The sequence below is a fragment of the Flavobacterium sp. genome, from assembly GCF_027484205.1.
Taxonomy (GTDB): Bacteria; Bacteroidota; Bacteroidia; order Flavobacteriales; family Flavobacteriaceae; genus Flavobacterium.
Genome location: NZ_JAIXUB010000011.1, coordinates 37,863 through 57,209, shown reverse-complemented (window position 1 = coordinate 57,209; position 19,347 = coordinate 37,863). Strand labels below are relative to the sequence as shown.

Annotated in this window: 21 protein-coding genes and 1 riboswitch; of the genes, 14 read left to right on the top strand and 7 right to left on the bottom strand. The window is 30.3% G+C overall.

Annotated features, from left to right (window positions below):
- Positions 1–24 precede the first annotated feature (24 nt).
- A complete protein-coding gene (locus tag Q0049_RS03775; RefSeq protein ID WP_298116721.1) occupies positions 25–1,938 on the top strand; it encodes a S9 family peptidase in 1,914 nt (637 codons plus the stop codon).
- A gap of 59 nt (positions 1,939–1,997) precedes the next feature.
- The gene (locus Q0049_RS03770) at positions 1,998–2,405 is read left to right on the top strand and encodes a hypothetical protein (RefSeq protein WP_298116719.1); all 408 of its coding nucleotides are present in this window, start codon (positions 1,998–2,000) and stop codon (positions 2,403–2,405) included.
- A gap of 51 nt (positions 2,406–2,456) precedes the next feature.
- On the opposite strand, the gene Q0049_RS03765 is transcribed toward Q0049_RS03770, so the two are convergent.
- From Q0049_RS03765 to ahcY, 4 genes are all read right to left on the bottom strand, one after another.
- The gene (locus tag Q0049_RS03765; protein WP_298116717.1) at positions 2,457–2,768 is read right to left on the bottom strand and encodes a helix-turn-helix transcriptional regulator; all 312 of its coding nucleotides are present in this window, start codon (positions 2,766–2,768) and stop codon (positions 2,457–2,459) included.
- 15 nt (positions 2,769–2,783) lie between these two features.
- Entirely contained in the window at positions 2,784–2,966 is a 183-nt protein-coding gene (locus Q0049_RS03760; protein ID WP_298116715.1) for a hypothetical protein, read from the bottom strand.
- A 47-nt stretch (positions 2,967–3,013) separates the two neighbouring features.
- Positions 3,014–3,532: a hypothetical protein gene (locus tag Q0049_RS03755; protein ID WP_298116713.1), complete on the bottom strand. Its 519-nt coding sequence runs from the start codon at positions 3,530–3,532 to the stop codon at positions 3,014–3,016.
- Positions 3,533–3,707: 175 nt separating this feature from the next.
- Positions 3,708–5,024, bottom strand: a complete 1,317-nt coding sequence (gene ahcY / locus Q0049_RS03750) for an adenosylhomocysteinase (RefSeq protein WP_298116711.1) — start codon at positions 5,022–5,024, stop codon at positions 3,708–3,710.
- 128 nt (positions 5,025–5,152) lie between these two features.
- Here ahcY and Q0049_RS03745 point away from each other — a divergent pair, with 128 nt between their 5' ends.
- The 6 genes from Q0049_RS03745 to Q0049_RS03720 all read left to right on the top strand — a co-directional run bounded on the left by Q0049_RS03745 (position 5,153) and on the right by Q0049_RS03720 (position 12,402).
- Positions 5,153–5,818: a 4'-phosphopantetheinyl transferase superfamily protein gene (locus Q0049_RS03745; RefSeq protein ID WP_298116709.1), complete on the top strand. Its 666-nt coding sequence runs from the start codon at positions 5,153–5,155 to the stop codon at positions 5,816–5,818.
- 46 nt (positions 5,819–5,864) lie between these two features.
- A complete protein-coding gene (locus tag Q0049_RS03740; RefSeq protein ID WP_298116707.1) occupies positions 5,865–6,581 on the top strand; it encodes a geranylgeranylglyceryl/heptaprenylglyceryl phosphate synthase in 717 nt (238 codons plus the stop codon).
- A gap of 36 nt (positions 6,582–6,617) precedes the next feature.
- Entirely contained in the window at positions 6,618–7,235 is a 618-nt protein-coding gene (pnuC, locus tag Q0049_RS03735) for a nicotinamide riboside transporter PnuC (protein ID WP_298116705.1), read from the top strand.
- Positions 7,199–9,316 (top strand): DUF4301 family protein, encoded by a 2,118-nt coding sequence (locus tag Q0049_RS03730; RefSeq protein ID WP_298116703.1) that lies wholly within the window; start codon positions 7,199–7,201, stop codon positions 9,314–9,316. The genes pnuC and Q0049_RS03730 overlap by 37 nt, the downstream gene beginning before the upstream one ends.
- A gap of 130 nt (positions 9,317–9,446) precedes the next feature.
- Positions 9,447–9,848, top strand: coding sequence for an alternative ribosome rescue aminoacyl-tRNA hydrolase ArfB (gene arfB / locus Q0049_RS03725; protein ID WP_298116701.1), 402 nt, complete (start codon positions 9,447–9,449; stop codon positions 9,846–9,848).
- A 139-nt stretch (positions 9,849–9,987) separates the two neighbouring features.
- A riboswitch (TPP riboswitch) is annotated at positions 9,988–10,084 on the top strand.
- Positions 10,085–10,170: 86 nt separating this feature from the next.
- Positions 10,171–12,402, top strand: coding sequence for a TonB-dependent receptor (locus Q0049_RS03720; protein WP_298116699.1), 2,232 nt, complete (start codon positions 10,171–10,173; stop codon positions 12,400–12,402).
- Between the two features lie 43 nt (positions 12,403–12,445).
- Here Q0049_RS03720 and Q0049_RS03715 read toward each other — a convergent pair whose 3' ends face one another.
- Positions 12,446–12,865, bottom strand: coding sequence for a hypothetical protein (locus Q0049_RS03715; protein WP_298116697.1), 420 nt, complete (start codon positions 12,863–12,865; stop codon positions 12,446–12,448).
- A 234-nt stretch (positions 12,866–13,099) separates the two neighbouring features.
- On the opposite strand from Q0049_RS03715, the gene greA reads away from it, so the two are divergent.
- From greA to Q0049_RS03700, 3 genes are all read left to right on the top strand, one after another.
- On the top strand, positions 13,100–13,576 hold the full coding sequence (greA, locus tag Q0049_RS03710; RefSeq protein ID WP_298116695.1) for a transcription elongation factor GreA: 477 nt from the start codon (positions 13,100–13,102) through the stop codon (positions 13,574–13,576).
- 68 nt (positions 13,577–13,644) lie between these two features.
- Positions 13,645–14,034 (top strand): HIT family protein, encoded by a 390-nt coding sequence (locus tag Q0049_RS03705; RefSeq protein ID WP_298116693.1) that lies wholly within the window; start codon positions 13,645–13,647, stop codon positions 14,032–14,034.
- Between the two features lie 71 nt (positions 14,035–14,105).
- Complete coding sequence (locus tag Q0049_RS03700) at positions 14,106–15,257, top strand: transglutaminase domain-containing protein (RefSeq protein ID WP_298116691.1); 1,152 nt, start codon at positions 14,106–14,108, stop codon at positions 15,255–15,257.
- Here the strand turns inward: Q0049_RS03700 and Q0049_RS03695 are convergent, their stop codons facing one another.
- Positions 15,258–16,403 carry a HAMP domain-containing sensor histidine kinase gene (locus tag Q0049_RS03695; protein ID WP_298116689.1) on the bottom strand — a complete coding sequence of 382 codons (1,146 nt, stop codon included), beginning with the start codon at positions 16,401–16,403 and terminating at the stop codon, positions 15,258–15,260. It abuts the gene before it with no gap.
- A gap of 169 nt (positions 16,404–16,572) precedes the next feature.
- Here Q0049_RS03695 and Q0049_RS03690 point away from each other — a divergent pair, with 169 nt between their 5' ends.
- The 3 genes from Q0049_RS03690 (at position 16,573) to aat (ending at position 18,573) form a co-directional block, all read left to right on the top strand.
- The gene (locus Q0049_RS03690) at positions 16,573–17,448 is read left to right on the top strand and encodes a flavin reductase family protein (protein WP_298116687.1); all 876 of its coding nucleotides are present in this window, start codon (positions 16,573–16,575) and stop codon (positions 17,446–17,448) included.
- 11 nt (positions 17,449–17,459) lie between these two features.
- On the top strand, positions 17,460–17,837 hold the full coding sequence (locus Q0049_RS03685; protein ID WP_298116686.1) for a DUF3127 domain-containing protein: 378 nt from the start codon (positions 17,460–17,462) through the stop codon (positions 17,835–17,837).
- 100 nt (positions 17,838–17,937) lie between these two features.
- A complete protein-coding gene (gene aat, locus Q0049_RS03680) occupies positions 17,938–18,573 on the top strand; it encodes a leucyl/phenylalanyl-tRNA--protein transferase (RefSeq protein WP_298116684.1) in 636 nt (211 codons plus the stop codon).
- Here aat and Q0049_RS03675 read toward each other — a convergent pair.
- Positions 18,570–19,301: a YoaK family protein gene (locus tag Q0049_RS03675; RefSeq protein ID WP_298116682.1), complete on the bottom strand. Its 732-nt coding sequence runs from the start codon at positions 19,299–19,301 to the stop codon at positions 18,570–18,572. The genes aat and Q0049_RS03675 overlap by 4 nt on opposite strands.
- Positions 19,302–19,347: the final 46 nt, after the last annotated feature.

Genomic DNA, 19,347 nt, shown 5'->3' with positions numbered 1-19,347 from the left:
GAATCATTAAAATCATTCATCAAAATGAAGAAAATATTTTTTATAATCGTTAGTACAATGAGTATAGCAGCATCAGCGCAACAAGTTTTATCTCCAGAATTACTTTGGAAATTGGGAAGAGTTACAGTTTTAGGAATCTCTAAAGATAAAAAATCAATTGTTTATAAAGTGGCAACACCTTCAGTGGAAGAAAATAAATCGAATTCTAAATTTTATACCATTCCAATAAATGGCGGCAATGCAACCGAAGTAAAAGATACCAAAGATTTAGTTGCAGACAAAAACATTTCTCCTGATGGGAAATACATTTTGTCTTCTCAAGAAGTGAAAGTAAACAAAGTTTTAGGTAAAGATATTTATCCAAACCTTGATAAATCTAATGCTCAAGTTTATAACGTATTGGATTATCGTCATTGGGATACATGGAACGACGGAACAGTAAATCACGTTTTCTATGGTGGAATTCCTGCCGATAATGTGAGACTTGCTCCACCAGTTGACATCATGCCAAATGAACCTTATGATTCACCACAAAAACCTTTTGGTGGAGACGAAGACTACATTTGGTCTCCAAAATGTGAGAGCATTATTTATGTTTGCAAGAAAAAATTTGGAACAGAATATGCTGTTTCTACCAACACCGATTTATATGAGTATAATTTAGAAACTAAAGAAACTAAAAATCTAACAGAAAGTAATTTAGGTTATGATACTAATCCGCAGTTTTCTCCAACAGGAAATCTAACTTGGTTGCAAATGAAACGCGACGGATATGAAGCTGATAAAAATGACATTATAGTTCGTTTTAAAGGAATGGACATGAATCTTACTGCTAATTGGGATGGAAGTGTTGACGGATTTATGTGGAGCGAAGATGGTAAAAAAGTATATTTTACAGCTGCTGTTGATGGAACTAAACAATTATTTGAAGTAAATTTCCCTGGATTGACTAGAATTGCTATCACAGTAAGACAAATTACAAATGGCGATTTTGATGTGTCAGATATTGTTGGTTTTACAAAAGACAATATTATCGTTACAAGAACCGATATGAATCATGCTGCTGAGGTTTATTCCTATAATTTTAAGAAAAAAACATGGTTACAATTGACTAAAATCAATGATGAAACTTACAGCAAACTAGCTTTACCAAAATACGAAAGAAGATACGTTACCACAACTGACGGAAAGAAAATGTTGGTTTGGGTAATTTTGCCTCCAAATTTTGATAAAACTAAAAAATACCCAACACTTTTGTATTGCCAAGGTGGACCACAATCGCCATTGACACAAAGTTATTCTTTCCGTTGGAATTTTTCTTTGATGGCTTCACAAGGTTATGTTGTTGTTGCTCCAAACCGTCGTGGAATGTACGGTCACGGACAAGAATGGAACGAACAAATATCTAAAGATTGGGGTGGACAAGTTATGGACGATTACCTTTCTGCAATTGATGATGTGGCTAAAGAAAGTTATGTTGATAAAGCAAGACTTGGTGCCGTTGGAGCAAGTTATGGTGGTTATTCAGTTTTTTACTTAGCAGGAATTCACAACAACCGATTTAAAACATTTATTTCACATTGTGGTGTTTTCAATTTAGAAAGTATGTACGGCACAACCGAAGAAGTATTCTTCAACAATTGGGATCATGGTGGCGCATATTGGGAAAAAGACAACGCTGTAGCACAAAAAACGTATTCTAAATTCAACCCAATCAATATGGTTGACAAATGGAACACACCAATTTTAATCATCCAAGGAGGAAAAGACTACCGTGTTCCAATAGGACAAGGACAAGAAGCATTCCAAGCAGCTCAATTACGCGGAATTAAAAGTAGATTTTTATTATTTCCAGACGAAAACCATTGGGTACTAAAACCTCAAAATGCTCAAGTGTGGCAAAGTGAGTTTTATAAATGGTTGAAAGAGACGTTATAAAATGAACTTCCTAGCTTATTTATAAATTAATGAGACTTTTTTTTAACATTTTTTCGATTTTGATATTTATTTGTTGTATTTCTTGTGATACACCTTATATTTTGTTTGTTGAAAACAATACAAATAATGATGTTGAAGTATTTGTAAAATCTAAAGTAAAAATCAACTTTGATTCATTACGTTACAGTGAAAATAAAATCTCAAAAAACGATGTTAGAATTTTTAATTTAAGAAGAACAGAATCCAATAATTTTATCTACAAAAGAAAAATTAATACAATCGATAGTCTTTCTTATTCTATTGTTATAAAATCTGGAACAACTTCATTTATTGGTCCAAATCCATTGGTATCACGATTTGAAACATTATTTTATAATAATTCAAAAAAGAAAATCTATTTTTCAAGTAGTAAAAGTGATTCAAGTGAAATTTTATATCCTAATAGAACGATATTAAAAATAAAGTAAGTTTCTACAAAAACAAAAACCCCGACTTCAATTTGAAATCGGGGTTTTGTTTTAGTTTATTAGTTCTTGTTGTTCAGTTCCAAAAACTTTTACTAAAAAATCTTTTATTGAAGGAGCAAGCATTTTATATAACTCAACTTTATCTTCGGGAACATCTTTTTCAGATATTGTTAAGAAATAAACAATTGCTTTAGGAACTTCTAATGCTTCACAAATTTTATCCAATGTTTCAGGATTTGGGTCGTAAACACCATTAATTATTTGTGATAAAGCTGTTGTACTTTTACCAATTTTTTTAGCAAGTTCTGTTTGAGTAATTCCTTTTTTCTTAATTATTGAATTAATTACTTCTCCTATTTTCATTTGTTTTAATTTTTACTAGAAGAAATCTGTGATAATTTTTATTAGTAAAGTGATAATTTTTAAAATTTCTAATTCAGATTTGTTTTCTGATTTAGCATTTAATAACTCTTCTTTTATCTCTAATAATAATTTTTTATTTTCTTCTGATGTTTTATCCGAAGCAACGGCTTCATCTATTTTTTTTAATATTTTTTCCATTTTGTAATTATATTTAATTTCTGTTGAAGCTCTCTGCCTCAACAATTCTAATTAAATATAATTGTAGCGTGAGTATCGTCTAAATTTTTAAAAAAGAAACAATAAATTTTTCTAAAAATATCTCTTTTGTTTTGGATTTTTATTTTACTATTATTATTCAATAACTTAAGCATTTTTTTAAGTTTTCGAATAATTTTTTCAAGCCATAAAGCAAACCTTTTTTTGTTGATTAAGGATAAAATCTTTCTAAACTCAATTTGACAACAACTATAAGTAGAAAGTTTAGCTAAAAGTTCATCAAAGTCCAAATCTTCAAGTTTTTTATTGTAAGAAGATTGTAAATTGAAGAAATCTTGATTCATATATGTCTGACTTCCAAGAATTGAAAAATCATCATTGACTTTGTTTAAAAAGTTTGAAGGATTTCCTATACTTCTTTTAAAAATATCTGAAGTAAGTCTGTCATTGATGTTTTCAGATTTTACTTCATCAAGAACAGATTCCAAAGATTTTAAATATTCTAGAATTCTTTTGTTGTTAATTTTAAAATGGTTTGTTTTTGACATTAGTTAATATTTAATTTGAAACAAATTTAAGTAAAACTTAAATATAAAAGAAATTATTTTAATAAAACTTTTATTTTGTCTGATTTTATCCTAGACAAAAAACCCCGACTTCAATTGAAATCGGGGTTTTATATTTTAAAACTTCGTACTTTTTATTTCGTACTTCGTACTTTGACTAGTATCTGTAATACTCTGGTTTGAATGGTCCAGTAACTTCAACACCAATATATTCTGCTTGGTCTTGACGTAACGTTTCTAATTCAACTCCTAATTTAGCTAAGTGTAAAGCAGCAACTTTTTCATCTAAATGTTTAGGTAACATATAAACTTCATTTTTGTATGCTGCGCTGTTAGTCCATAATTCAATTTGAGCTAACGTTTGGTTTGTGAATGAATTACTCATTACAAAACTTGGGTGACCAGTAGCACAACCTAAGTTCACTAAACGACCTTCAGCTAAGATAAGAATATCTTTTCCGTTGATAGTATATTTATCAACTTGTGGTTTGATTTCAACTTTAGACGCACCGTGGTTTTTGTTTAACCAAGCCATATCAATTTCGTTATCGAAGTGACCAATGTTACAAACGATAGTTTTGTCTTTCATTTGCTCAAAGTGCTCACCAAGAACGATATCTTTATTTCCAGTTGTTGTGATAACGATATCAGCATTAGCAATAACAGTGTTTAATTTTTTAACTTCAAATCCGTCCATTGCAGCTTGTAAAGCACAAATTGGATCAATTTCAGTTACTGTAACAATAGAACCAGCACCACGGAAAGAGGCCGCAGTTCCTTTTCCAACGTCACCATATCCACAAACAACAACTCTTTTTCCTGCTAACATAATATCTGTTGCTCTTCTTACAGCATCAACAGCCGATTCTTTACAACCGTATTTGTTATCAAATTTCGATTTAGTAACCGAATCATTTACATTAATTGCTGGCATGAATAAAGTTCCGTTTTTCATTCTTTCATACAAACGGTGAACACCAGTTGTAGTTTCTTCTGATAAACCTTTAATTCCAGGAATTAATTCTGGGTAACGGTCAAAAACCATGTTAGTTAAATCGCCACCATCATCAAGAATCATATTCAATGGTTTTCTATCTTCACCAAAGAATAAAGTTTGCTCAATACACCAGTCAAAAGACTCTTCGTCAAGACCTTTCCAAGCATAAACTTGAATTCCAGCAGCAGCAATCGCAGCAGCAGCTTGATCTTGAGTTGAGAAAATGTTACAAGATGACCAAGTAACTTCTGCACCAAGAGCAATTAAAGTTTCAATTAAAACAGCAGTTTGAATAGTCATGTGAAGACATCCTGCAATTCTTGCACCTTTTAAAGGTTGAGTTGCTCCATATTCAGCTCTCAAAGCCATTAATCCTGGCATTTCAGCTTCAGCCAATTCAATTTCTTTTCTTCCCCAAGCTGCAAGGTTAATGTCCTTAACTTTGTAAGCTACAAATGGTAATGTTTGTGTACTCATCTATTATGTATATTTGTATTTTTAAAATTTGGTGCAAAATTACAACATAGGTTTTGATTTTAATAATTTATTTTAAAATTTGTGAAATGTTTAAATGTTTAATCTTTTGAAAAACAACAAAATACTAAATGCCATTACATAAAGTAGTCTATTTGTCTAACAACACCAAACTGTATCTTTGGAAGATAACAGAAGATTTTGACACGCTTTTCAGTCAAGTAAAATTGAAAGATTCCTCTTTAGCACGATTGGAAACTATGAAATCTGAAAGTCATCAAAAAGGATTTTTGGCCGTTCGAATGTTGTTGCAACACAATGATTATTCAGATTTTGATTTGTTTTATGACGAATTTGGAAAACCGCATTTGAAACCTCAAGGTTGCAGTATTAAAGATGTTGAAGTATCGATTTCTCATTCAAATGATTTTTCTGCTATAGCAATTAGTGATTCAAAAGTGGGTTTAGATTTAGAACAACTGAAAGAAAAAACACTCCGAATTGCTCCAAGATTTATGAACGTTTCGCATTTAGAAAATTTATCCGAAGAAGAAAAAATTAAGAAAGCAACCGTCGTTTGGGGAATTAAAGAAAGTATTTTCAAAATCAAAAATGAAAAAGGAATCAGTTTTCCAAACCATATTTTTGAAGACGATTTTTCTTTTGATGATAAAAAAGCAACCGCAACATTAAAATTAAATGATAATCCCGAAGTTTCGGGAGAAAAGTTCCAAATTCAATTTGATTCCGTAGAAGATTATATATTTGTTTGCGCCTTTCAATCAATTAATAATTAAAAATCGGCGAATATCAGTTAAATCCGCGTCATCTGCGTTCAAAAAAATGTCAATATACCAACAAATATTAAATTCAAAAACCAAAGGTGAAAAACTTCTTGCCATTCTTCTCGATCCAGATAAGTTGGCTTTAGAAAATCTTTCTAATTTGATTCAGAAAATAAACCAATCACCAGCAACACATATTTTTGTTGGTGGAAGTTCCTTTAATGGAACACATTTAGATGAATTGATAACCGAACTAAAATCGAAAATCAATTTACCATTTCTATTGTTTCCAGGAAATCCATCTCAAATTTCTGCTAAAGCTGATGGAATTTTATTTTTAACTTTATTATCAGGCAGAAATCCAGATTATTTAATTGAACACCAAGTAAATGCTGTTCCAATTATAAAAAAGACCAATTTAGAAGTCATTTCAACTGGATATATTTTGATAGAAAGTGGCAATGAAACGGCTGTTGAAAGAGTAAGTCAAACTAAACCATTAGATAGAACTAACATCGAATATGCATTGCAAACCGCACAAGCAGGCGAATTCATCGGAAATAAATTAATTTATCTCGAAGCTGGAAGTGGAGCAAAATTATCCGTTCCCAAAGAAATGATTACATTAGTTTCACAAAATATAGGTATTCCATTAATTGTTGGCGGAGGAATTCGTTCTAAACAAGAAATCGAAAACGCATACAAAGCTGGAGCAGATTTAGTTGTAATCGGAACCGCATTTGAAAATAACACTGATTTTTTTAATATAACCTGACAGGTTTCCAAAACTTGTTAGGTATAACAATATGCTATGTTAGATTTTCTGATATCACAATACAAAAACGCCACAACACTTCAAATTATATTGGAGTTATTAGCATTTATTTTCGGAATTTTGAGTGTTTATTTTGCCAAAAAAGAAAATATTTGGGTTTATCCTACGGGATTAATCTCGACAATAATAACCGTTTATTTGTTGTATCAAGCAAAATATTTTGGCGATATGACCATGAATTTTTATTATTCAATAATGAGTATTTATGGTTGGTATAAGTGGACTTCAAGCTCCAATCAACCCGAATTAGAAATCACTAGAACTTCAAGAAAAGAGAAATTAATAGGTATAGGATTATTCATTTTAACAATGATAATTACTTATTTAGTATATCTTTTTTTCGATTATAAACTTGAAATTCCTAATTATATTGATATTTTTACATCAGGAATATTTTTTACAGCTATGTGGTACATGGCATTAAAAAAAATTGAGAATTGGACCTTGTGGATTATTGGTGATTTGATAGCCGTCCCTTTATTTGCCCATAGAGGTTTAGGAATGTTATCTTTGCAATATCTAATTTTCACAATTTTAGCCATTTTAGCCCTAATCGAATGGAAGAAAATCTTAAACAACAAGATACACAAATAATTAAAATTGCAATGTTTGGTCCTGAATCTACAGGAAAAACTACATTAGCAAGTCAATTAGCACAAGAATTCAATACTATTTGGATTCCTGAGTTTGCACGCAATTATTTACAAGATAAATGGGATTTAAAGCAAGAAATTTGTTCGCAAGATGATTTGATTCCTATTGCAATTGGGCAAACTAAACTTGAAAATGAGGCACTTTCAAAAGCAAATAAATTTCTCTTTTGTGATACTAATTCTCTAGTAACAAAAGTATTTTCAGATATTTATTATAATAATTGCGATCCAATTCTTGAAAAAGCAGCTAAGGAACATAATTATGATTTAATTTTTCTTACAGATGTTGACGTGGCATGGGAAGCAGATGATTTGAGAGATAAACCAGATGATAGAGAAATTACTTTTGCTACGTTTGAAAAATCTCTAATTGATTTCAAAAAGCCTTACATAAAACTTTCAGGAAATAAGGAAGAACGCCTTGCAAAAGCGACTAAAATCATCAATGATTTAGTCAAAGCAAGGCAATTAGGTTTTAACTCAATTGATTTTGTTGAAATTTATAAAAGAAAAATAAATTTAGAATCAGTTGAATTTCAGTTTGCTATCTTAAGAAATGGAATCCCAAAGATTAATCTTGATAGAACTGCAACAATAAACGATGGAATTATTTCTATTACAAAAGATGAAGCCACTTATTTTTCAAATTATTTTGATCAGAAAAAGGAAAATCTAAAACTTAAAAAATTTGTTCCAGCATCAGGTGCAGCCAGTAGAATGTTTAAATTTTTAAATGAGTTTTTAAATGAATTTAAGCACGGCGAAGAAACTATAAATGCATATATCAATAGAAAAAAAGATAAAAATCTTCCCATTTTTCTTGTTGCAAAAGAGAAGTTTCCTTTTTACAATCAGGTATTAGAAACTGCAAAAAAATCCATTCCCGAATTTAATTCTTTTGAAAAAGATACCCGTGATTATTGGTTTATAAAAACAATGTTGTCACCTTCATTTTATGATTTTGCCAATAAACCAAAAGGAATCTTACCTTTTCATCAGTATGAATCATACACCGCAACTGCCATTGAAGAACATTTGAACGAATGTCTTTTTTATGCATCAACTAAAAATAAATCAAATTTACATTTCACGGTTTCAGAGGAACACAAGAGTTGTTTTGAAGACATTATTAATGAAGTTAAACCTAAGTTGGAAAACAGTTCTAATGTTAAGATTGATGTCAAATATTCGTTTCAAAATAAATCTACCGATGTTATTGCTTTAAATATCGAAGGAAAACCTTTTAGAGACGAAAATAACGAAATTCTTTTTCGACCTGGTGGACATGGAGCTTTGATTGAAAATTTAAATAATTTGAATGCCGATATTATTTTCATTAAGAATATAGATAACGTGATTCAAAATCATATTGATACGATTGCTTTATATAAAAAAGCTTTGGCAGGAATTTTAATTCAATATCAAGAAGTGATTTATAAATTCATGAAAACATTGAATTCCGAAACTATTTCTAATGATGAAATTGCCGAAGTAGTAGATTATATCAAATCAAAACTAAATATTTCTATTAAACCCGATTTTGTAAAATATACTAAAGAAAGTAAAGTAGAACATCTCTTAACCATTTTAAACCGACCAATTAGAGTTTGCGGAATGGTAAAAAATGAAGGCGAACCTGGTGGTGGACCTTTTTGGGTAATCGATAAAAAAGGTAAAACTTTTTTGCAAATTATAGAGTCTTCTCAAATTGATACTAAAGATGAAAATCAGATAAAAATATTTGAAAGTGGTACCCATTTTAATCCTGTAGATTTGGTTTGTGGCATTAAAGATTACAACGGACAAAAATTTGATTTAACAAAATATATTGATGCCAATTCAGGTTTTGTTGTAGAAAAAAACAAAAACGGAAAACCATACAAAGCTTTTGAACTTCCTGGACTTTGGAATGGAGCAATGGCAAAATGGATGACAGTATTTGTTGAAGTTCCATTAATAACTTTCAACCCTGTAAAAACCGTAAATGATTTATTAAAACCTGCACACCAATCGTCAAAATAAAATTTCAATAGCAAAATCAATTGTCATTCTAAACTTGTGAATGTACAACTTCAAAAAATATAATTAAAAAGTAAATTAATTTTTTGCCTTAGTGACTTCGTGGCAAATAAAAATTGGAGTCTTACTGAATATGGATAAAGAAAAAATCATTTCCGAATTAAATTTCAAAGCAGTTAGAAGTTCTGGTGCTGGAGGACAAAATGTAAATAAAGTTTCGTCTAAAGTGGTTTTATCTTTTGATTTAGTCAATTCTCAATCACTTTCAGAGGAAGAAAAAGAAAGATCTCAAAGGAAATTAAAATCCAAATTAACACTTGATGGAATTTTAATTTTAAATTGTGATGAAGACCGAAGCCAACTTAAAAACAAAGAAATTGTAACTAAAAGATTTCTTGAAATGATCGAAAAGTCATTAGTTATTCCAAAAGAGAGAAAAGCTACAAGAATTCCTAAATCAGTCATCGAAAAAAGATTAAAGGACAAATCTTCAAATTCTGAAATAAAACAGAATCGTAAAAAACCAGAGTTGTAAATTACAATTTCAAAAATCAAATTCAATTTCAAGTTAATCTGTCATCCTAATCGCAGTCTAGGGAAAACTAAAACAAAACCATTTTTTTATTTTTGCCATTGATTTTTGGAATTGTCATTGCTATTGAACTATCTTTGCATTGTCTCAAAAGGGGTGCTCTAAATTACGAGCTGAGATTATACCCAATGAACCTAGAACAGGTAATGCTGTTTAGGGAAAAGTGACAAAACAGAGTGCACGCTGAACTTTGTCACAGGAAACAAACATTTTATTTTTAACCAAGAATAATTACCTCTTTTTATTCGTATAATTTATTTTACGAATGGAAATTTTATTCAAAACATTTTGCCACAAAGGCAAAAAAGCACAAAGCCAATTTTTATTTTATGTCACACTGAGCTTGTCGAAGTGTTTACTAAGGTGGACTAGGGTTAAACTTGCAACGTCAGTAAGTCTTTTCTCTATATTATTTTTTCTATTTTCTTCTCTATCTTACAGTCAGGAAAAAGACACAATTAAAGTTCATCAAATTGATGAGGTTTTAATTTCGGCAGTTCGTGTCAATAAAAAAACACCGGTTACCTTCAGTAATTTAGACAAAAAAGAAATTGCAACAAGAAACTTAGGTCAAGACATTCCTATTTTAATGAATTTTTTACCTTCAGTTGTTACCACTTCCGATGCTGGAAATGGTTTTGGTTACACCGGAATTCGTGTTCGAGGCAGTGATGCAACTCGAGTAAACGTTACCATCAATGGAATTCCATACAATGATTCTGAAAGCCACGGAACTTTTTGGGTAAACATGCCCGATTTTGCTTCGTCTGTAGAAAGTCTTCAATTACAACGTGGTGTTGGAACATCAACTAACGGTTCTGGAGCTTTTGGTGCAAGTTTAAACATGCTGACCGATTCTTATTCAAAAGAAAGTTCAGGCGAAATTTCTAATGCTTTTGGGAGTTTTAATTCAAGAAAACATACGGTGAAATTTAGTTCAGGATTGATGAATACTGAAATGAATGCAGCACAAGGATTTGAACTAGCAGGAAGATTGTCTAATTTAAAATCAGATGGTTATATTGACCGAGCTTCTTCCGATTTAAAATCGTATTTCCTTCAAGGAACATTTGTTGGAAAAACAACCTTAATCAAAGCATTAGCATTTGGTGGAACTGAAAAAACATATCAATCATGGAACGGAATTGATGCAGTTACTTTAAACGATGATAGAACGTTCAACTCGGCAGGAATTTTCACGGATGAATTTGGAGTTACACGTTTCTATGATAATGAAACAGATAATTATCAACAAGACCATTATCAATTGCATTGGAATGAAAAAATTGCTACTAATTGGAATACAAATTTTGCAATTCATTACACAAAAGGAAAAGGATATTATGAAAATTATAAAGAAGATGCTGATTTTTCTGATTATAATTTAACTCCTGTTGCAACCGAAACATCAACCGATTTAATTCGTCAAAAATGGTTGGATAATGATTTTTTTGGGACAACATTTTCTGCAAACTATAAAAAAGATAAACTAGATTTCATTTTTGGTGGAAGTTGGAACAAATATCAAGGTGATCATTTTGGAAAAGTAATTTGGGCACGATTTGCATCCACAAGTGAACTTGGCGATAGATATTATGATGATTATGCAAATAAAACGGATGCTACTTTTTTTGCAAAAGCAAATTATCAAGTTTCAAATAAAATTTCACTTTTTGGCGATTTACAATATCGAAATGTGAATTATGAAGCTAATGGAGTTCAACCTAATTTAGTGAATGATACGTTCAATTTTTTCAATCCAAAAGCTGGTTTGAATTATGATTTTGTAAAAAATAGTACACTTTATTTTTCAGTTGCGGTTGCAAATCGTGAACCAAACAGAACTGATTATGAAAGTGGAAATACAAAATCAGAACAGTTAACTGACTACGAATTAGGATGGAGATTTGAAAATGAAAAGGTAAAATTCAATTCAAATATTTACTACATGGCATACAAAAATCAATTGATTTTAACCGGAAATCTTGATGATGTTGGAAATCCAATTCGTTCTAATAGTGAAAAAAGTTACCGATTAGGATTAGAGATTGATGCTACTGTTGCACTTTCTAAAAAAGTTTTTCTTCGTCCAAACGTTACCCTAAGCGCAAACAAAAATGTTGATTTGAATGTTCTTGGAACAAATGTTGGCAACAAACAAATTGCTTATTCTCCAAGTTTTGTTGCAGGAAATATCCTTGTTTACAAGCCTTTAAAAGAGTTTACTATTTCGCTTTTGTCAAAATTTGTAGGCGAACAATACATGAATAATATTGAATCGAAGGAAGCAAAACTAAACGATTACTTTGTTAATGATTTAAACGTTTCTTACGAAATAAATCCAAAATCTGTATTTAAATCAATAGTTTTTAATGGATTAGTAAACAACATTTTAGATAAAAAATATATTTCTAACGGATACATGTATGATGTTTATCCTTATTATTATCCACAGGCAGGAATTAATTTTTTAATTGGGATGAATTTGAATTTCTAAACAAAAAAGCCAAGTTAATTTTTTAAAAACTTGGCTTTTTCATTTAATTATAAACTCTAATATTTTGTCCGTTAATTTCAACTCGATATTGTTTTAACGGATATTTTTTTCCTGCGGCTTGACCTGTAAATAAACTGTAGGATGCATCATCACATGGACAAGTAGCATTAATTCCGCTTAATGTAAGTATAGAACAAGAACTTAAATCTTGATTTGGGCAACCACCATCAAAAGCATTATAAGCACTTCCTGTGTTAAAAACAATTACACCGCTTGAAGGTCCATTTGAAGGATAAATTTTAATGTAGTTGCTGGCAAATTGTAAGTTGCTGTAAGCAGGCAAGTTGGTATTTATGTCAAAGGAAAAATTATAGTTTGGTAAATAAGGATTTCGGTTATTGAAACCACTATCATCACAACTAACAATCAAAGTAAAAACGAGTAAAAAAAGAAGCTTTCTCATAAAAATTTATTAATATATTCATCTAATCAAAATATATTTGACTAACTTTGTATAACATTATTAAGCAAAATTAGCGATTTAATAATCAAAAAATATATCTTTGGAAAAAGAAATCCCGTTCCGATGGGATTTTTTCTATTTTATAACAACGATAGAAAAGATTTTTTATTAGAATTTATGAAAAAAATAACAACTTTTAAGAAACGTAGAAGTTAAGAATAAAGAAAAGGAATTATGAGCACAGTATCGTATTACACAGCAGAAGGGCTAAAAAAATTAAAAGAAGAATTAGATCATTTAAAAAGTATAGAAAGACCAAAAGCTTCACAAGCAATTGCAGAAGCAAGAGATAAAGGCGATTTGTCTGAAAATGCAGAATATGACGCAGCAAAAGAAGCGCAAGGAATGCTAGAAATGCGTATTGCTAAATTAGAAGAAGTATATTCAAATGCGAGATTAATTGACGAAAGCAACCTTGATTTGTCTAAAGTTTTGGTTCTATCAAAAGTAAAAATCAAAAATCAGTCTAACGGAATGGAACTAAATTATACTTTAGTTGCAGAAAGTGAAGCCGATTTGAAAACTGGAAAAATCTCAGTAACTTCTCCAATTGGTAAAGGTTTGCTTGGTAAATCTGTTGGTGAAATTGCTGAAATTACGGTTCCAAATGGAACTTTAAAATTTGAAATTCTAGAAATTTCACGCGATTAAGTAACTAGGTTGTCACACTGTCACGAAACTTCGGGAGTTCGAAGTGTTTTAATTTAACAATTGTTATTATGAGTTCAATTTTTACCAAAATAATAAACGGAGAAATTCCTTGTTATAAAATTGCCGAAGATGATAATTTCTTAGCTTTTTTAGATGTAAATCCTAATGCAAAAGGACATACTTTGTGCATCCCTAAACAGGAAATCAATAAAATTTTTGATATTGAAGATGATTTGTATCTTGGGTTGATGGCTTTTTCAAAGAAAATTGCTGTTGCTTTAGAAAAAACAGTTCCTTGTAAAAGAATTGGAATGGCAGTCATTGGGCTTGAAGTTCCGCATGCTCATGTTCATTTAATTCCGTTGAATGAAATGTACGAAATGCGTTTTCAAAACAAAGTTACTTTGAATAAAGAAGAATTTGAAGATTTAGCCAGAGCTATTCAAAATAATTTATAAAATAAATTTTCATACTAAATAATTAACCTGTTACGTTTTTAACTAACAGGTTTTTTTTAATTTCCTTGATTATGAAGTTTTTATCTCAAATATTGTTGTTGTTTTTGTGTCAAATTTCTTTAGCACAGCAAGCAAATCCTTTTTTAGCTATTGATAAAAAAATGGATGAAATTCCATTAGAAAAAACAATTTCTACAACTGAAATTGCGAATTATATTACGTCTAATTTCAAATCTGAATCAGAAAAAGTTAGAGCCGTTTTCTATTGGACAGCATCAAATATTAGTTATGATGTAGTTAATATGAACGAACCAAATTTTGTGTATTCATCAGAAGAGAAAATTGCAAATGCATTAAAAAACAAAACAGGAGTTTGTATTCATTATGCTGAAGTTTTTAATGAAATTGCAAATAAAATTGGGTTAAAAACCTTTATAATTCATGGATATACAAAACAAAATGGAGTTATAGCTTCAACTTCTCATGCTTGGAATGCTTCTAGAATTGATGGAAAATGGTTTTTATTTGACCCAACTTGGGGTTCAGGTTATGTTCACAATGAAAAGTTTTATAAAAAATTAAATAATAATTACTTTAAAGTGTTACCTTCAAAAATGATTCAATCTCACATGCCTTTTGATTATTTATGGCAGTTTTTGAGTAATCCAATAACAAATGGCGAATTTTATAGCGGTAAAGTTTCTAATGAACGATGGATTTCTAATTATGATTTTGAAAAAGAAATGGCTATTTATGAAAAATTATCTACCGAAGAAAAAGCTTTTGAAACATCAAAAAGAATCGAGAAAATTGTCATTTTACCAGGTTTGATTAATGATTATTTTTTGCACAAAAAAGAAGAGTTTACCGTTTTAAGGCAAAATAGAAACGTTGAAAAGTTCAATAACATTGTAACAGAATATAATGAAGCAATTAGTGCAATGAATGATTTTATATTGTACAGAAATAAAAAATTCAAACCCGTTTTTTCAGATGACATTATAAGTGATATGATTAAAATTCCTTATGAGAAACTAAAAAAATGTAAAATGGAAATTAATAATTTAGGTTCTATGGGTAAAGAAAATCAATCAGGTTTAAATAAATTATTGATGGAAGTTTCACAAAATGTAAAAATAGCTGAAGAACACTACAAGTTTGTTGAAGATTATTTAGGCAAAAATAAAATTGGTAGAAAATTAATGTTTACAAATCTGAGGTAATTATTTTACGATTTTATAAATAATTTGCATTGTAGTTCCTTTATCAATCTCAGAATTGGCTACTTTTATTTTGCCGTTATGATATTCTTCAACGATTCTTTTTGTTAGCGATAGACCTAAACCCCAACCTCTTTTTTTGGTAGTAAAACCAGGTTCAAAAACACGTCTGTATTGGTTTTTTGGAATTCCTTTTCCCGAGTCAATGACGTTTATTTTTATATTTTGACCATCTTTTTCAATCATAATTTTCAACTTTCCGCGACCTTTCATGGCGTCGATAGCATTTTTCATCAAATTTTCTATGGTCCAACTATGTAAAGCAGGATTTATAGAAGCCATTAAAGGATTTTTTGGTGCAGCAAAACTAAACTCAACTTGTTTTGAAAAACGTGATTTTAAATAGTCAAATGAATTTCTAGTTTCTTCAACAATATCTTTAGTTTCCAATACCGGTTCGGAACCAATTTTAGAAAATCTTTCAGTAATAGTTTGCAATCTATTAATGTCTTTTTCAATTTCTGAAACCGTAGTTTCGTCAACATTATCAGCTTTCATGATTTCGAGCCAACCAATTAATGATGATAATGGAGTTCCTATTTGGTGCGCTGTTTCTTTTGCCATTCCTGCCCAAAGTTTATTTTGGGTTGCCATTTTAGTGCTTTTGTAAAAGTTGTAAACAACAGCTCCAAACAAGAAAATGATTAACAATAATGCAACAGGATAGTATTTTAATTTGTTAAGTAATGATGAATCTCCATAGTATAAATTATGAGTAATACCATCGGATATTTTCATAGTTATTGGTTCATTTTGATTTTTGAGTCGTTCAAGAACATCATTCAATTTTTTTTTATCTTTTGATATTTCGGGTTCAATGTTCAAATGATTTATTATCGAATCGTTTTGAGTTACAATAATTGGAATATTAGCCGTTTGAATAATTTGAAGTGGCAATTCTAAATCGGCATTTAAATCATCTGTATTAATTTTTTTTTGAGATAACGCCCAATGTTGCATTTTTACACGCTCTTCTTGCTTAAAAATTTGGAAAAAAGAATAAGTGTTCCACAAAATAAGAGAAACAATCACAAATGAGGTGATGATTATAATCCAACGAATCGTATTTCTTCTTTCTGAAAATTGCATCTATAAAATTTGTTTAAAAGTAATGATTTTTTTCAAATTGAAATTGATTTTTGTACTTTGCTTCGACAAACTCAGCACAAGCTAGCTCTGCGTGACAATTGACTTTTGAAGTTGAAATTTGCCATTGCCATTGCCATTGAATTCTTATCTTTGTAAAAATTCCAATTTTATGCTCACAATTGATCCAAAAGAACTTTCTCCAATGAAATTGCAAGGCTATTTGCAAAGTGCTATTGCGCCAAGACCAATTGCTTTTGCAAGTACCATTGACAAGAACGGAAAACCCAATTTATCACCGTTTAGTTTTTTCAATATTTTTAGTTCTAATCCTCCAATTTTAGTTTTTTCTCCAGCTCGAAGAGTTAGAAATAATACAACGAAGCATACTTTAATTAATTGTGAAGAAACACGACAAGTTGTAATAAATGTTGTAAATTTTGATATTGTACAACAAATGTCTTTATCCAGTACAGAATATCCTGATGGTGTCAATGAGTTTTTAAAATCGGGTTTAACACCAATTCCATCAGAAATAGTAAAACCATATCGTGTTGCCGAAAGTCCGGTGCAATTTGAATGTAAAGTCAATCAAATTATTCCTCTTGGAACTGAAGGTGGCGCTGGAAATATGATTATTTGTGAAGTGGTTAAGATGCATATTAATGAAGCTGTTTTAGATGCAGAAGGTCAAATTGATCCAATGAAAATTGACTTGGTTTCAAGATTAGGTGGCAATTGGTATTCACGAGCTAATCAAGGACTTTTTGAAGTAGAAAAGCCATTGGCAACTTTAGGAATAGGAGTAGATGTAATTCCAGAATTTGTAAAAGAAAGTCCTGTTTTTAATGGAAATGATTTAGGTAAATTAGGAAATGTAGAAGCATTGCCAACCGAAGAAGAAATTACTATATTTGTAAAACAAAATTTTGAGGTTAAAGGAGTTTTAAGTGCTGATGATGAGGTTAAAAAACACCAATTAGCCAAAGAATATTTAGATAAAAACGAAGTACTAACCGCTTGGAAAGTGCTTTTAGCAAAACAATAAACAATAATATTATGGAAGTTTCAGGAAAAGTAAAAGTAGTTAGCGCAGAAATTCAAGTTAGTGCTACTTTCAGAAAAAGAGAATTAGTGGTAACAACTGATGAGCAGTATCCACAACACATTATGATTGAATTTACTCAAGATAAAAGTGATTTATTAAATAATGTTGCTGTTGGTGATGCGGTAAAAGTTTCTATTAATTTAGGCGGAAGAGAATGGGTGAATCCACAAGGAGAAACTAAATATTTTAACTCAATAAGAGGTTGGAGAATTGAAAAAACGCAAACTGAAGCTCCAGCAGCACAACAAATGCCTCCAATGCCAGCAGCAGAAGCATTTGCTCCAGCAACAGATTTTAAAGAAGAAGAACACGACGATTTACCTTTTTAAAAAGTTAGAAGTCAGAAGATGGAAGTCAGAAGTTTAAGTAATACTTGAATTTCTGACTTTTTCATTGAAATTGTTATTGATTTTTGAAATTGCTATTGAAATGTATTTCCTAACCAAAGAACTTTATTTTCCTCCAGTTGAAGAAGCATCCTATGAAGGCATTCTTGCCGTTGGAGGTGATTTGTCTATTGAGCGATTAATGTTGGCTTACAAAAATGGAATTTTTCCATGGTTTGATGCCGATGAACCCATTCTTTGGTGGGCACCAAGTGAGCGAATGGTTGTAAATCCAAATGATTATAAAGTTTCTAAAAGCATGCGAAATATTCTAAATAGGAATATTTTTGAAGTTACTATCAATAAAGATTTTGAATCGGTTATAAAAAGTTGTCAACAAATTGAAAGAAGAGATCAAGATGGAACTTGGATTTCAGATGCAATTATTAAATCGTACACCGAATTACATCAGTTAGGCAAAGCAAAATCATTTGAAGTTTGGCAAAATAATGAACTTGTAGGCGGATTGTATGGTGTCGATTTAGGGCATGTTTTTTGCGGTGAAAGTATGTTTTCAAAAGTGCCAAATGCGAGTAAAGTAGCTTTCATAAAATTGATAGAGTATTTGAAACAAAACAACTACAAACTTTTAGATTGCCAAGTTCACAACGACCATTTAGAAAAATTAGGCGCTTTTGAAATTTCAAGAGATTTATTTATGATGATTTTGAAGAGTTAGTTCTCTTCATCGTGAAAACTAGATTTTATTTTTCTTTTTGTAAGATGATAATATATTACAATATTGTCGAATATTAGCGCAATTATTAGTGAGAGTGCCGCAAAAAGAAGAATTTTCAATTTATATTTTTCGTAGAAAATTCCTCCAAGAACACCTCCAAGAAAAAAACATAAAATAATTGAAAGTCTAAGAAAAATACTTCTTCGTAATCGCGATTTTTCAACAGGTTTTCTGTAAAATAAAATTTGTGACAATTCAATTCCTAAGTCAGTAAATAATCCTGTAAGGTGTGTAGTTCTTACTACAGATTGTGATATTTGAGTAACTAAAGCATTTTGAATTCCCATTGAAAAAAGCAATAGATAAGCAATATATTCTTGATGTTTTACAAATCCTAATCCGATGATTACCAAAATAATAATTTCAATTATCATTGGAAACGCATGGGCAATTCTAGGTTTCTTTAATGAGGTAATTTCGATTAATGAGCTACAAGTAAAAGCTCCAACTAAAAATGATAAAATAAATAGGAGGAAAGTAATTGCTTTTGAATAGTTTTTCAGAGAAATTTCTTCTGCAAAAAAAGCAAAATGACCGGTTACATTAGTTGTTAAAGTGGCCACAGAAAGTACACCTGCAATATTTACAATTCCAGCAATAAATGATAAATTTGAAGCAAGTCGTAAATTGTGTAAAAACGTCCTTCTACTTCCTTTATGGCGAAACATGATTATTTTGTTTTACTAAAGGTAGTGATTTTAATTTTTAAAAAAC